Below are 15,992 nucleotides of genomic sequence, written 5' to 3' on the forward strand. Positions count from 1 at the left end.
GTCGCAATGCCAAGCAATGGTTGTCATAAAGTACATAACATAGAATACTACTTTTCATTTGAAAAAGCAAGTATATTCTTTTCGCTCGCAAAATATTCTTGTGCTGTTTTCTTATCTTTTGCGATTTGTTCAACTAACTCATCAATGCCATTGAATTTCTTCTCTTCTCTTATACGCATATGCCACTCTACTGTAACATTTTGATCGTATATATCTTTGTTAAATTCAAATAAGTGCACTTCAATTGATAATTGGCGCCCATCTTCTTTAAAAGTCGGTTTATATCCAATATTACATACACCATCGTACCATTCATCGTGAACTTTTAATCTCACTGCATAAACACCTACAGGTGGCAATAAATACTCATCACTTAAACCTACATTAGCTGTTGGAAAACCAATTTGACGCCCACGTTTGTCGCCGTGTATAACTGTTCCCGTTACAGTATAGGCTCTACCTAAAATAGATGGAATTTGTTCCATTTCGCCATTTCGAATTAACTTTCGTAATGCTGTAGAACTTACTTTCTCTTCTTGAAATTCAACTTTTTCAATCACAGTCTGTGTAAACTCCCCTCTTGCATGAAATGGTAAAGTCTCCATCTTTCCTTTTCCTAAACGTCCATATGAATAATCAAACCCTGCTACTACATGCTTTACATTTAAACCAATAATATAATCATCTACAAATTGTTGTGGTAATAACCCCGCAAATGATTCATCAAATTTAATCACATATAATATATCGATTCCTAAGCTTTCGACTATTTTTTCTTTATCACGCATTGGTGTAATATACTCCACATGCGCATCCTTTTTCCCTAAAACAACAGATGGATGAGGATGAAATGTCATAACTGCACTTTTATATCCTCGGTCGTCCGCTATTTTTTTCGCAGTTCGAATTACACATTGATGTCCTAAATGAATGCCATCAAAAAATCCTAATGCCATTACAGTAGGTGGTAATTCTAATTTATTTTGTTCATGTGGATGAGTTAAATGAATAAGTTTCACGCTTGAATTCACCTTTTTCTGTAATAATCCTTCCAATAATTCATTATAGCTTTAGTTCTTGATTATTCACAAGTACTTTCATCGGCTTTAACATGCCAGGATGTTTCGGATGATGTTCATAAATTGCTAAGCAACGATCATTTTTATCAAACACTGTAATAAATGGTGCTGTTATTTCTAATTCATTCTTTAAGAACATACCATTCTTGATTTTCTCTGCTTGCTTTTCATCTACAACCATTTTTGGAAACTTACTTAATGCTTCATCAATTGAAATGAAGATAGACTCTACTGTTCCATTTTGCACGTTTTCTTCAATTTCTTCAAATGATATGCAATCTTCTAATAAAAATTCACCAGATGCCGTTCTTACAAGGTGAGACATATGTGATGGGAAACCAAGTTTCTCCCCGATCATTACCGCTAACGTTCTTACATATGTTCCTTTACTACACGTTACACGGAAACGGAATGAAATATTTTCTCCTTCAAAAACTTCACGGTCATCAAGTAATACGAATTCATGAATCGTAATTGTACGAACTGGACGTTCCACCTCTTGTCCTGCTCTTGCATATTCATATAATTTTTTCCCGTTTACTTTTACAGCTGAGAACATTGGTGGCATTTGTTCAATCGTGCCTGTTAATTCCGCTAGTACCTCTTCTACTTCTTTACGTGTAATAACACGGTTTACATCTTGTTTCTCCACAACTTCACCAGAAGCATCTTCTGTTGTTGTTGAAAACCCTAATGTTACTTCACCTTCATATGTTTTCGTTTCACTTGTTAAAAATTGTGCAATCTTCGTTGCTCTCCCCACACAAAGTGGCAATACTCCCGTTACATCTGGGTCTAATGTTCCCGTATGACCAATTCTCTTTTCTCGCAATATCTTTCTTAATTTAAATACACAATCATGTGATGTCATGCCTTTTGGCTTATGTAATAATACTACACCTTCCATATATGTTCACCTCATCATAATTCTTTCGTAGTAAATATCCAAAACTTATTTTGCATTGAAAAAATGGATAGACAAATGTCTATCCATTATTCTTCACGTTTACCGTCTTTATTAATTTCATGTAAAAGTGTATCAATTCGATGACCATATCCGATAGACTCATCAAACTCAAAGGTAATTTCCGGTGTTTTACGAAGACGAATACGTTGGCCAATTTCTGAACGAATAAAGCCTTTTGCCTTCGCTAAACCTTTTAACGTATTTTCTTTCTGTTCTTCGTCACCTAAAACAGAAATATATACTTTGGCAATTTGCAAATCACCACTCACTTGTACATCTGTTACTGTAACAAATCCGATACGTGGGTCTTTAATTTTACGACTGATGATGTCGCCTAATTCTTTTTTCATTTGCTCGCCTACACGGTTTGCACGTAATTTCATAACTCTTCACCTCATTCAATACCATTCCAATTGTGTTATCGTACGTTCAATTTCAGGAAATGAATCGATGTACTCCAGTACACGATTCATTTCTTTTTCACAGATAACACGATTTGAGGATACGGAAACAACCGCAATTTCTGTACGTTGCCATACATCTTGATGCCCAACTTCAGAAACAGCTACATTATAGCGCTGTTTCACACGAGTTAGCACTCGTTGCAAAATTGCCCGTTTCTCTTTTAAAGAATGCACATCGTAAATCATACACTCGAATGAGAGTGAAGCGACAATCATCGCTTCACTTCTTCCATAACGTATGCTTCAATGATGTCCCCTTCTTTAAGGTCATTATATCTTTCAATTGTAATACCACACTCATAGTTTTGTGCAACTTCTTTTACGTCGTCTTTGAAACGTTTTAACGTATCAAGTTGTCCTTCGAAAATTACGATACCATCGCGGATAATACGAACGCCACTATCGCGTGTAATTTTACCGTCAATTACGTAACAACCTGCGATTGTTCCAACTTTTGTTACCTTGAATGTTTGACGAACTTCCGCTTGACCGATTACTTTTTCTTCGAATTCTGGATCCAGCATACCTTGCATTGCTAATTCAATTTCTTCGATTACTTTGTAGATAATGCGGTGTAAGCGAACATCAACGTTCTCTAATTCAGCTGTACGCTTCGCGTTCACATCCGGACGTACGTTAAATCCAATTACAATTGCATTAGATGCAGAAGCTAAAATGATATCAGATTCTGTAATCGCACCTACACCAGTGTGAATGATTTTAACTTTTACGCCTTCAACATCAATTTTACGAAGTGACGCTGCCATCGCTTCAACAGAACCTTGTACGTCTGCTTTTACGATTAAGTTGATTTCTTTTACATCGCTCTCTTGGATTTGTTGGAATAAATCTTCAAGGCTTAATTTAGATTTCTCACCACGTTGTGCAACTAACGCTTCTTGTGCACGTGATTCACCGATTTGACGAGCTTTCTTCTCATCAGCGAATGCCATGAAACGATCTCCAGCTTGTGGTACTTCATTTAAACCTGTAATTTCAACAGGAGTTGATGGACCAGCAACTTTTACACGACGACCAATATCACTTACCATTGCACGAACACGCCCGAATGAAGTTCCAACAACGATTGGATCTCCAACTCGAAGTGTACCGTTTTGAACTAATAATGTCGCGATAGTTCCTTTACCTTTATCAAGCTGTGCTTCAATTACAGTACCCGTTGCATAACGATTTGGGTTTGCTTTATATTCTTCTACTTCACTTACAAGAAGAATCATCTCTAGCAAGTTGTCAATTCCCTCGCCTTGGATTGCAGAAATTGGTACGAAAATTGTATCTCCGCCCCAAGCTTCTGGAACTAATTCATATTCTGTTAATTCTTGCATTACACGATCAGGATTCGCCGCTGGTTTATCCATTTTATTCACAGCAACAATAATTGGTACTCCAGCTGCTTTTGCATGGCTAATCGCTTCAACTGTTTGAGGCATAACACCGTCATCAGCTGCAACAACAAGGATTGTAATATCAGTTACTTGCGCACCACGAGCACGCATCGTTGTAAATGCCGCGTGACCAGGCGTATCTAAGAATGTAATTTTCTTATCATTTACTTCAACTTGGTATGCACCAATATGCTGAGTAATTCCACCCGCTTCGCCAGCAGTTACTTTTGAATTACGAATTGAGTCAAGTAATGTTGTTTTACCATGGTCAACGTGCCCCATAATCGTAACAACAGCTGGACGCTCTTTTAAGTTTTCTTCATCATCTTGCTCATCAATGAATGTTTCAAACTCAGTTTCACTTACAACTACTTCTTCTTCTACTTCAATACCGTAATCAGTAGCAATTAACTCAATTGTATCTTTATCCAAGTCTTGGTTAATTGTTGCCATAATTCCAAGCATGAAGAGCTTTTTAATAATTTCAGATGGCTCTTTACTTAACTTTTTAGCAAGTTCACCTACTGTAAGGCTTCCAGAGAAAGTAATTTTATCTGGTGTTTCTACTATTTGCGTTTGTTGTCTTCCAGCAAAGTTATCTTGACGTTTGTCTTCATTTCCTTTGCCTTTTTTCTTTTTCTTATTGCTGTTCTTTTTACTGCGAACAACTTTCTCTTCTACTTCAAACTCATCTGCAACAGAAGGTTTTTCCGCTCCAGTGTTATATTCATTATCTAATTTATTTACTACTTCATCTTCTAACATTGTCATATGATTCGAAACCTCGATATTCATCTCTTTAAGTTTTGTCATAAGATCTTTACTTGAGATATTATTTTTTTTTGCATATTCATGTACTCGAATTTTACTCATACCTTCACCCCCGGTAATTTGTATCGAGCATGCTACGTAGCTTTTTCGCAAAGCCTTCATCTAACACAGCTACAACGACTCGCTCGTCTCTCCCAATCGCATGCCCTAATTGTTGTCGATTTTCGACTTTTTTCATTGGTACGTTGTAGTACGTCGTTTTATCAGTGATACGTTTAGTAGTGTTCGCTGACGCATCTTCAGAAAGCAATACGAGCTTTGCTTTACCACTTCGTACTTCTTTTAAAACGAGTTCTTCACCCGAAATGATTTTTCGAGCGCGATTTGCTAGTCCTAAAAACGATTTCCAATCGGACACTTATTTCGACTCCTTCTCAACAAGCTCAAGAAGCTCTTCGTACAGAGAACTGTCGATTTTCGCTTTTAGATGATGTTCCAAAATGTTTTTCTTTTGGGCTTGCATAATGCATTCTTTATCTTTTGACAAATATGCACCTCGTCCTGATTTTTTTCCAGATAAATCAATAGACACTTCGCCCTCTTTGGAACGAACAATGCGAACGAGCTCTCGTTTTGATTTCATCTCTTGCGTCGCGATACATTTTCGTAACGGAACTTTTCGATTGCTCATACTCATCACCTCTATTCGATTTCGTCTTCAACTGAATCGAATCCGAATGCGATTACGCTATCTTCTTCTGTTACAATTCCAAGTTGTTTCGCATCAGACTCACTTTTAATATCAATTTTCCAGCCTGTTAATTTAGCTGCAAGACGCGCATTTTGTCCACGCTTACCGATAGCTAATGATAGCTGGTGGTCTGGAACAACAACAGTTGTTGCTTTTTCATCTTCATCTACAAGTACTTTAACAACTTGTGATGGGCTTAAAGCATTTGCAACATATTCAACTGGATCATTTGACCAGCGAACGATGTCAATCTTTTCACCTTTTAGTTCATCTACAACACGTTGTACACGTTGTCCTTTCGGTCCTACGCAAGAACCAACTGGATCAACATCAATGTTTTCTGCATGCACAGAGATTTTAGAACGATCTCCTGCTTCGCGCGCTACAGAGCGAATTTCTACAGTTCCATCATAAATTTCTGGAACTTCCATTTCGAATAAACGTTTTAAAAGACCAGGATGTGTACGTGATACGTAAATTTGTGGTCCTTTTGTTGTCTTTTCTACTTTTGTAATAAATACGCGAATACGATCATGTGGCTTATATTGCTCATTTGGCATTTGCTCACTTACAGGTAATAAAGCTTCTACTTTACCTAAGCTTACGTAGATGAAACGAGCATCTTGGCGTTGTACAATACCAACCATAATGTCTTCTTCACGATCACTAAATTCTGAGTAAATAACACCACGTTCTGCTTCACGAACTCGTTGTGTTACAACTTGTTTTGCAGTTTGCGCTGCAATACGACCAAAATCTTTTGGCGTTACTTCAATTTCTAGTACGTCGCCATCTTGGTAGTTTGGATTAATTTGTCTTGCCTCTTCTACAGAGATTTCAAGACGTGGATCAAACACATTATCAACAACGTCCTTACGTGCTAAAACTTGAATTGTTCCCACTTCTGGGTTAAAGCTCACACGAACGTTTTGTGCTTGGTTAAAATTGCGTTTATAAGCAGAGATTAACGCTGCTTCAATCGCATCAATAATAATATCTTTACTAATACCTTTTTCTGACTCTAATACGAGCAAAGCATCTAACAACTCAGTGCTCATGAAGATCCCCCTTCTTACTAAAACGTAACAGCAAGTCGCGCATTTGCAACTTTATCCATTGGAATTTGGATTTCTTTTTTACGTGTTTTAATTGTTAATAGTAGTGTAATTGTAGTACCGTCGTAGGAAAGTAACTTTCCTTCAAACATCTTTTCGCCATCAATCGGCTCATATGTTTTAATTGCCACTTGTTTTCCTACCGCTTGCTGGAAGTCTTTCTCTTTCTTTAATGGGCGTTCTGCTCCAGGAGATGATACATCCAAAAAGTAAAGGTGAGGAATTGGATCCTCTTTATCTAAAGCTTCGCTTAAACGTTCACTTACCGCACCGCATTCTTCAATGTCGACTCCCTTTTCAGAATCGATGAATACGCGTAAGAACCAGTCTTGTCCTTCTTTCACATACTCTACATCTACAAGTTCAAGATTTAACTCTTCAACGATTGGCTGCGCAAATGCTTCTACAACTTCTGTGACTTTCTTATCCATAAACAGCCTCCTTCCTGCCGCCATGTACCATTTACAAGAAAAGATCCCGTTCATAAAGACGGTCTATCTTATTCTTTCTCGTTAGCTAACAAAAGCCCCTGCCGTTAAGCAGGGAATATCTGTCTTAGTATTACTAAATTTAAGAAGTAAAACTTGTAACAAAATATGTATATACGACAGAAATGTCTTTACTATCTACATGAATAAAATGTAGATAGTAACACGAAAGAGTGGGTTTCCCCACTCTCTTTTTCACAAAATATACATGACATGGTTATCTCGGTTTATAGTATACCATAGCAAATATTGATTTGCAAAGACTTTTCCTACCTATTAGAACAGTGATAATTGGTTTTGATCCGGCAAATCTCCTAAACAACCTTGGCTATCTAAATACTCAATAATTGTTTTCGAAACCTTACTTCGTTGCTGTAAGTCTTCTTTTGATAAGAAGTCTCCATTTTTGCGCGCTTCCACAATACTTAAGGCTGCGTTCGTACCAAGACCAGGCACTGCATTAAACGGAGGGATTAATGAGTCTCCATCAATAATAAATTCCGTTGCATGCGAACGGTATAAATCAACCTTTTGGAATGAGTATCCACGCTCGCACATTTCAAGCGTCATTTCTAGTACCGTTAATAAACTTTTCTCTTTCGGCGCTGCATCCAATCCTTTTTGAGCTATTTCATCAATTTTCACACGTATGGATGCTGAACCTTTCGCCATCGCCTCTACATCAAAATCATCTGCACGGACTGTAAAATATGCCGCATAGAATAAAAGTGCAAAATGTACTTTAAAGTATGCGATACGCACAGCCATAAGTACGTAAGCAGCCGCATGGGCTTTAGGGAACATATATTTAATCTTCTTACATGAATCAATATACCAACCTGGTACATTATTACCTTTCATGTCATCTTCCCATTCTTCCGGTACACCTTTACCTTTACGAACCGACTCCATGATTTTGAAGGCTAATGATGGATCTAAACCTTGATAGATTAAATATACCATGATGTCATCACGACAACCGATAACTTCACTCAGCGTACATGTACCGTTATAAATTAACTCATTTGCATTACCCAGCCATACGTCAGTACCATGTGACAGCCCAGAAATTTGGACCAATTCTGAGAATGTCGTTGGTTTTGTCTCTTCTAACATCTGTCTTACGAATTTCGTACCGAATTCTGGGATACCAAGTGTACCTGTTTTACAGTTAATTTGTTCTTCCGTTACCCCTAACGTTTCTGGACCAGAGAAAATTTTCATTACCTCTGGATCATCCGTCGGGATTGTTTTCGGATCAATACCACTTAAATCTTGTAACATACGAATAACGGTCGGATCATCGTGTCCTAGTATATCAAGTTTCAATAAATTATCATGAATCGAGTGGAAGTCAAAATGCGTTGTTCTCCACTCAGCACCAATTGAATCAGCAGGAAACTGTATTGGGGAGAAATCAAAGATATCCATGTAATCTGGCACAACGATAATACCACCTGGATGCTGTCCAGTTGTACGTTTTACCCCTGTACATCCCGCTACTAAGCGGTCAATCTCTGCATTCCGAATTGTTAAATTGTGATCATTTGCATAACCTTTTACATATCCATAAGCTGTTTTTTCCGCAACTGTACCAATCGTTCCAGCACGGTATACATAATCTTCACCGAACAGTACTTTCGTATAGTTATGGGCACGTGGTTGGTATTCCCCGGAGAAGTTCAAATCGATATCGGGTACCTTATCTCCTTTGAATCCAAGGAACGTTTCGAATGGGATATCATGTCCATCTTTTACATATGCCACATTACATGTCGGACAATCTTTATCTGGTAAGTCGAAACCAGAGCCTACCGAACCATCATTAAAGAATTCAGATTGCTTGCATTTTGGACAGACATAGTGTGGTGGTAATGGGTTTACTTCTGTAATTTCCATCATCGTTGCAACGAACGATGAACCTACTGAACCACGCGAACCTACTAGATATCCGTCGACTAACGATTTTTTCACAAGCTTATGTGAGATTAAATAAATAACGGCAAATCCATGTCCAATAATACTTTTCAATTCTTTTTCTAAGCGAGCCTCTACAATTTCTGGTAGTTCTTCACCATATATACTGCGTGCCATTTTATAACTCATATCACGTGTTTCATCATCGGCACCCTCAATTTTCGGTGTATATAGATCATCTTTTACCGGACGAACATCACCAATTAATGACGCAACTTTTTGTGTATTCGTTACAACAACTTCTTTCGCTTTGTCCTCACCTAAAAATGAAAAACACTCTAGCATTTCATCAGTTGTACGGAAATGTACTGGCGGTAATGAATGTCGATTTAACGGATTTGCCCCGCCCTGTGAACTAACTAAAATTTTACGATACATTGCATCTTCTGGATCTAAGTAATGCACGTTCCCTGTAGCGACAACTGGTTTATCTAACGTCTCACCTAGTTTTACTAAGTTAGAGATAATTGTTTTTAATTGTCCTTCATCTCGAACGAGTTCACGCTCTACTAAATGACGCAACACCTCTGGAGGCATTACTTCAATGTAATCATAGAACTGTGCAATTTCTTCTACCTCTTCAGGAGCTTTTTGCATCATTGCCTCAAATACTTCACCTTTATCACAAGCCGTTCCTACTAAAATTCCTTCACGGTATTTTTTTAATAGTGACCTCGGTACTCGTGGTACACGGTAAAAGTAATTAAGGTGAGAATATGAAACAAGTTTATATAAATTTTTCAACCCAACATCTGATGTGGCAAGTAACGTCATATGACTTGGACGGCCACGCTTATACGCATCCCCTTGTCCCATGCTATCATTTAATTGATCGTGATATTCAAATCCCTTTTCAATTACATCTTTCAACATTTTCACAAGTAAATATCCCGTCGCTTCTGTATCATAAATCGCACGGTGATGTTGCGTTAATTCAATATCAAGTTTTTTGCACATCGTATTTAATCGATGATTTTTCATTTCTGGGAATAAGAATCGTGCAAGTTCTAACGTATCAATAACGGGGTTATCCGTTTTTTCTAACCCAGCCTTTTTAAAACCTACGTTAATAAAGCCCATATCAAAGCTTGCATTATGGGCAACAAGTGTATGGTCCCCCATCCATTTCTCAAACTTTTTAAACACTTCGTCCACTTCTGGTGCATCAGTTAACATATCATCTGTAATACCTGTTAATTCAATAATCGTCGCTGATAATGGTTGATGTGGATTTGCGAAAGATTCAAAGCGATCAATGATTTCGCCACCCTTTACTTTTACGGCAGCCAACTCAATGACTGTGTCGTATACAGCTGATAAACCTGTCGTCTCAACGTCGAAAACAACATACGTTTCCTCTGCAAGTAAACGATGCGCCTCGTTATACGCTATCGGTACACCATCATTAACTAAATTCGCTTCTACACCGTATATAACTTTAACTCCAGCTTTTTTCCCCGCAGAATATGCCTCCGGGAACGACTGAGCCACAGCATGGTCTGTAACCGCAATAGCTTCATGTCCCCATTTACCAGCTTGGGCAACAAGCCTAGAAACAGGAGTAACAGCATCCATTTGGCTCATCGGAGTGTGAAGATGAAGTTCTACACGCTTTTCGCCTTCTGGCGCTTTATCTTTACGAGACGGCCCTGTTATTTCATTAATATCATTTGCAATCATTACTAAATCTCGAACGAATGTATCGTTTTGAACAGAACCACGCGCTTTCACCCACATTCCTTTTTTCAAGGATTGCAGCATTGGAATATCTTCTTTGTCACGCGAGAACATTTTGATCATAATAGAATCCGTATAATCCGTTATTTTTAAAGTTAATAACGTACGCCCACTACGAAGCTCTTTTGTTTCTACATGGAAGACATATCCTTGAACCGTTTTTCTTCTTTCTTCATCTTGAATTTCTCGCATCGGTGTAATCTCTTCATCCGGCTTAATAAGATACCCGAGTGTAATCGGTCCTTCATGCACAACGCTGCTTTCTTCAGCTTGTTTCTTCGCCATTTCTTCCATAGCTTGTATAACACGCTCGCGGTCTTCTTGCTGCGTTTGCTCACGAAACTTTTGCATTTCTTCTGCATTTTGCTGTATATGTGTGTCTAACTGGAAACGCGGGAATCCAAAAGCTTCGTATTGATCCCCCACTGGTTTCGCAACGTTTTTCTTTAAAGCAGTAGACTCCAGCTCATTATTTACATTTATTAACAACTTCACTCCATTCACCTGCGGAAGTTGCTTCTTTAAGTACGCGAACATGGGTGAAAATGTAATTCGTTCCGTACAAAGTGGCCAATACGCCCTTACTTCTTCTTCTGTAAATTGTTTATTCTCTGTTTCTAATGCAAATGTTGTTCTTGCAATATGAGAAAATGATTGCTTAAGCTTTGTTTCTAGCAATTCATATAATTCTGTAGGCAAAATACGTGGCACTTGTAAATCAAAATGCCAACTTTTATTCGCTTTATCAATAACGAGCCTTTCAATACCACCGCCTTGTAAATATTGATTTATAAGGTCGTCTGGTATTTGCAACTGCTGGAGCAAAATTTGAAATCGCTCTTGTTGTTCATTTGTTAAAGACATAAGCACTCTCCTTCCATTTGCTATTATAAATTGAAACGTACTACAAAGAAAGATTTCTTCCTTCTTCTTTTACAAAATACGTTTACAAAGAAAGAGAAGGTACCCCATTACGAGGTACCTCTTCTTATTTTAAAATATTTGCAATATATGTTTGAAGTTCTTCTACTTTTACTTCTTCAGACTCACCTGTAGCACGTACTTTCACTTCTACAATACCTTCGTCTGCTTTTTTACCAACTGTAACGCGAACTGGAAGACCGAATAAATCTGCATCTGCAAACTTAACACCTGCACGTTCTGCACGATCGTCTAATAACACTTCATAGCCTTGTTCTTGTAATGAGTTGTAGATATTTTCACCCATTTCACGTTGTGCATCAGATTTCATATTTACTGGAATTACATGCACATGGAATGGTGCTACAGCTTTTGGCCAAACTAAGCCGTTCTCATCGTTAAACTGCTCTGCAATTGCTGCCACTGTACGAGATACACCGATACCGTAACAACCCATAATAAGTGGTTGTGTTTTTCCGTTTTCATCTAGGAATGTCGCGTTCATTGCTTCACTATAACGAGTTCCTAATTTGAATACATGACCAACTTCAATTCCGCGTGCGAAAAGAATTGTTCCGTTTCCATCTGGAGATTGGTCTCCTTCTTGAATGAAGCGTAAATCTGTATATTGACTTACTTTAAAGTCACGTTCTGGATTTACATTTACATAATGGAATCCTTCTTCGTTCGCTCCTGAACATCCGTTAACAATTGATGCTACAGCGTGATCAGCAATAATTTCAATATCACCTGTTACACCAATCGGCCCTAATGAACCAATTCCACAATTTAATAATTCTTTTACTTCTTCATGAGAAGCAAGCTCAACAACTGAAGCGCCGTATACATTTTTCACTTTCACATCGTTTACTTCGTGATCACCACGAACAAGTACAACTACTAATTTCTCATCTACTTTAAATACCATAGACTTAATGCACTTGTCAGCTGCAATGTTTAAGAATGCAGATACTTCTTCAATTGCTTTTTGGTCTGGTGTTGCTACTTTTTCAAGAGCTTTTTCTGCTTCGTCACTCTTCGTATACGTATCTACAACAGGAGCCATTTCGATGTTTGCTGCATAATCAGATGTGTCAGAGTATGCAATTGTATCTTCACCAACATCAGATAATACCATAAATTCATGTGTATCTTTTCCGCCCATTGCTCCAGAATCAGCAATAACTGCACGGAAATTCAAGCCACAACGAGCAAAAATGTTAGAGTATGCTTTATATAAGCGATCGTATACTTCATCTAAGCTCTCTTGTGTAGCATGGAAAGAGTATGCATCTTTCATTAGAAACTCTCTTCCACGTAATAAACCGAAACGAGGTCTTTGCTCATCACGGAATTTTGTTTGAATTTGGTATAATGTTAACGGTAATTTTTTATATGATTTCACTTCATCACGCACAAGATCCGTAATTACTTCCTCATGTGTCGCTCCTAATGCGAATTCACGAGCGTTACGATCTTTCATACGCATTAATTCAGATCCGTATGAATACCAACGACCTGATTCTTGCCATAATTCTGCAGCTTGCATAGCTGGCATTAATAATTCTACAGCTCCTGCACGCTCCATTTCTTCTCGAACGATACGTTCTACTTTGTGTAATACTTTTAATCCAAATGGTAGAAAACTATAAATACCAGAAGCATTTTGACGCATAAAACCTGCGCGAAGTAATAATTGATGACTCTTAATTTCAGCATCAGCTGGAACTTCACGTAATGTAGGACTGAATACCATACTTTGTTTCATTTATTTGCACCTCTTCATTTTACTCTTACACGCAGTAAAACCCCTCACCTCGAATTAGGTGAGGGATTTTATTCTACGAGCTCTATTTCATTATTAGTTTCATTCTATTTTACAAGAAAAACTTACGAATGTCATTCCATGTTACAACTAACATTAATAACATTAATAATGCAAAACCAATAAAATGAACCATTCCTTCTTTTTGACGGTCAATTGGTTTCCCTCGTAACGCTTCAATTAAGAAGAAGAATAAACGGCCACCATCTAAAGCAGGAACTGGTAATAAATTAAATAAACCAAGATTAATGCTTAGAACTGCCGCTAAACTTAGTACACGCGTAAATCCATAATCTACAACTTGATCTGTTAGATTATAAATTCCTACTGGACCTGACAACTCATTAATAGAAAATTGACCAGTTACTAATTTCACAAGAGATTCAAAAATTAGTTTCGTCCATTGGTACGTTTGTTCAAATCCTGATTTAATAGAACCCATTACTGTTTTCTCTACAGGAGAATAAACACCAATTCTACCAACTTCGTCTTTTCCTTCTTTATCAAGTGTTGGCGTTACTTTCACATTAAACTGTTCATTATCACGCTTTACTTGTAACGTAATTTCTTTATTCGGGTTTTCACGTACAATAGTAACAACATCTTTCCATGTACTTGTGTTTTTCCCATCAATCGCTTGAATTGTATCATTCTCTTTCAGGCCAGCTTGCTGTGCTGCACTATTATCCATCACTTTTCCGACCATTGGTTTGTCAATAGGAACCCCTTGTACAAATCCAAGAATCACAAAAATAACAAATGCTAAAATGAAGTTCATTGCAGGACCCGCAAAGATTGTTAAAGCGCGTTGACCCAATTTTTTAGAGCCAAATTGCCTGTTATATGGAGCAATTTGAATTTCTTCTCCAGCAGTAATGATGCGAGCCTTTTTATTCACTCGGAATGTTTGAAGCTCTTCCTCATACTCTTCATAGCCTGAAATCGTTAGATTATGCTCTAAATCAGCTTGTTCGACTTCAATAACACGAACATTTGGATATTTTTCATATCCATCAAAAACTAATTTCACAGCTTCGTCTTTTTCATTTAGCACAAGGCCAACCTTTTTCCCTGGCTTTAACTCAACTGTGTCTGCATCCTCGCCAGCCATTCTTACATAGCCACCCAGAGGCAGTAATCGAATCGTATACACCGTTTCATTCTTTTCAAATGAGAATATTTTCGGACCAAAACCAATCGCAAACTCGCGGCATAAAATGCCTGCTCTTTTCGCGAAGTATAGATGCCCTAGCTCATGGAAAAATACGAGTGCACCGAAAATTAATATAAAGGCAATCGCTGTATTCAATTCCATAACCACCTTTGCTAAATTTGTTCCATCACAAACCGTCTTGTGGCTGCATCAATTTCCAGAATTTCCTCTAAGCTCGGACGTGCAATGACATTGTGATGGTTCATTGCTTTTTCAATGAGGTCTTCCACTGTTAAGAAACCAATTCTCTTTTGTAAAAAAGCTTCAACAGCTACTTCATTCGCTGCGTTCATTACAGCTGGCATACTTCCACCAGCTTTTCCAGCTTCATACGCAAAACGTAAACAACGGAATCGTTCTTGGTCCATTTTCTCAAAATGCAACGTCCCTATTTCCCATAAGTTTAACTGTTTTGTTTCTGAAAGAGGCAATCTATCAGGATATGTAAGTGCGTATTGAATTGGTACTCGCATATCAGGTGAACCAAGCTGCGCCATTACACTACGATCTTCAAATTCAACCATAGAATGGATAATACTTTCTTTATGTAAAACAACATCGATTTGCTCATAAGGGATACCAAAAAGCCAATGTGCTTCAATTACTTCTAGTCCCTTATTCATCATTGTAGCAGAATCAATTGTAATTTTCGAACCCATTGACCAGTTTGGATGTCGAAGCGCATCTTCTACGGTCACATGATGCAATTCATCTCTCGTTTTATCACGGAAACTTCCACCAGAAGCCGTTATAATAAGACGAGAAATTCTTTTTTCATTTTCACCATTCAAGCATTGAAAAATAGCCGAATGTTCACTATCTACTGGAAGTAACGAAACATTATGTTTTCGCGCTGCTTCCATTACAAGATGTCCTGCAGTTACTAACGTTTCTTTATTTGCAATTCCAATTGTTTTTTTCGCCTCAATCGCACGAAGTGTCGGTAACAACCCTACGCTACCTACAACAGCATTTACTACAATCTCCGCATCTGGATGTAATGCTACTTCTAAAAGTCCTTCACTACCATATACAATTTTTGTATTACCAGAAACAGTTTGTAATTTTAAAACATCTTCCTCTCTTTGCACAGAGACGATTTGCGGAGAAAATTCTTGAATTACCTTTACTGCGTAGTCAATATTTTTCCCTACAGAAAAAGCAACGAGACGGAATTGGTCTGGGTGCGAGCGTAATACATCTAAAGTTTGTGTACCAATTGATCCGCTTGCACCTAATAAACTAATGTTTTTCATGACTCCAACCCCTCGTTCATTT

13 protein-coding genes are annotated in these 15,992 nt (G+C 37.8%); all 13 read right to left on the minus strand.

Translation table 11 applies throughout. The features are described 5' to 3' along the window. Window positions 1-47: 47 nt before the first annotated feature. The 13 genes from ribF to dxr all read right to left on the minus strand — a co-directional run bounded on the left by ribF (window position 48) and on the right by dxr (window position 15,970). A complete protein-coding gene (ribF, locus tag DN400_RS19970; RefSeq protein WP_000766705.1) occupies window positions 48-1,019 on the minus strand; it encodes a bifunctional riboflavin kinase/FAD synthetase in 972 nt (323 codons plus the stop codon). Window positions 1,020-1,062: 43 nt separating this feature from the next. Next, on the minus strand, window positions 1,063-1,986 hold the full coding sequence (gene truB, locus DN400_RS19975) for a tRNA pseudouridine(55) synthase TruB (protein ID WP_000399362.1): 924 nt from the start codon (window positions 1,984-1,986) through the stop codon (window positions 1,063-1,065). A gap of 86 nt (window positions 1,987-2,072) precedes the next feature. Further along, entirely contained in the window at window positions 2,073-2,429 is a 357-nt protein-coding gene (gene rbfA / locus DN400_RS19980) for a 30S ribosome-binding factor RbfA (protein WP_000776437.1), read from the minus strand. A gap of 15 nt (window positions 2,430-2,444) precedes the next feature. Next, window positions 2,445-2,726 (minus strand): DUF503 domain-containing protein, encoded by a 282-nt coding sequence (locus DN400_RS19985; RefSeq protein WP_000634350.1) that lies wholly within the window; start codon window positions 2,724-2,726, stop codon window positions 2,445-2,447. After that, complete coding sequence (gene infB / locus DN400_RS19990; protein WP_000036347.1) at window positions 2,723-4,789, minus strand: translation initiation factor IF-2; 2,067 nt, start codon at window positions 4,787-4,789, stop codon at window positions 2,723-2,725. The genes DN400_RS19985 and infB overlap by 4 nt, the downstream gene beginning before the upstream one ends. A 4-nt stretch (window positions 4,790-4,793) precedes the next feature. After that, entirely contained in the window at window positions 4,794-5,105 is a 312-nt protein-coding gene (locus DN400_RS19995) for a YlxQ family RNA-binding protein (RefSeq protein ID WP_001286522.1), read from the minus strand. Beyond that, window positions 5,106-5,378 (minus strand): RNase P modulator RnpM, encoded by a 273-nt coding sequence (rnpM, locus tag DN400_RS20000; RefSeq protein WP_000071125.1) that lies wholly within the window; start codon window positions 5,376-5,378, stop codon window positions 5,106-5,108. 11 nt (window positions 5,379-5,389) lie between these two features. Further along, on the minus strand, window positions 5,390-6,496 hold the full coding sequence (gene nusA, locus DN400_RS20005; RefSeq protein WP_000102598.1) for a transcription termination factor NusA: 1,107 nt from the start codon (window positions 6,494-6,496) through the stop codon (window positions 5,390-5,392). 17 nt (window positions 6,497-6,513) lie between these two features. After that, entirely contained in the window at window positions 6,514-6,984 is a 471-nt protein-coding gene (gene rimP / locus DN400_RS20010; RefSeq protein ID WP_000359095.1) for a ribosome maturation factor RimP, read from the minus strand. A 333-nt stretch (window positions 6,985-7,317) separates the two neighbouring features. Then, window positions 7,318-11,619, minus strand: coding sequence for a PolC-type DNA polymerase III (locus DN400_RS20015; RefSeq protein WP_098255746.1), 4,302 nt, complete (start codon window positions 11,617-11,619; stop codon window positions 7,318-7,320). Window positions 11,620-11,743: 124 nt separating this feature from the next. Further along, the gene (locus DN400_RS20020; RefSeq protein ID WP_000814317.1) at window positions 11,744-13,444 is read right to left on the minus strand and encodes a proline--tRNA ligase; all 1,701 of its coding nucleotides are present in this window, start codon (window positions 13,442-13,444) and stop codon (window positions 11,744-11,746) included. 109 nt (window positions 13,445-13,553) lie between these two features. Next, window positions 13,554-14,810, minus strand: a complete 1,257-nt coding sequence (rseP, locus tag DN400_RS20025) for an RIP metalloprotease RseP (protein ID WP_071713501.1) — start codon at window positions 14,808-14,810, stop codon at window positions 13,554-13,556. Between the two features lie 17 nt (window positions 14,811-14,827). After that, window positions 14,828-15,970, minus strand: coding sequence for a 1-deoxy-D-xylulose-5-phosphate reductoisomerase (gene dxr / locus DN400_RS20030; RefSeq protein WP_000790380.1), 1,143 nt, complete (start codon window positions 15,968-15,970; stop codon window positions 14,828-14,830). Window positions 15,971-15,992: the final 22 nt, after the last annotated feature.

It is taken from the genome of Bacillus sp. AR8-1, from assembly GCF_008042345.1.
Lineage (GTDB): Bacteria > Bacillota > Bacilli > Bacillales > Bacillaceae_G > Bacillus_A > Bacillus_A cereus.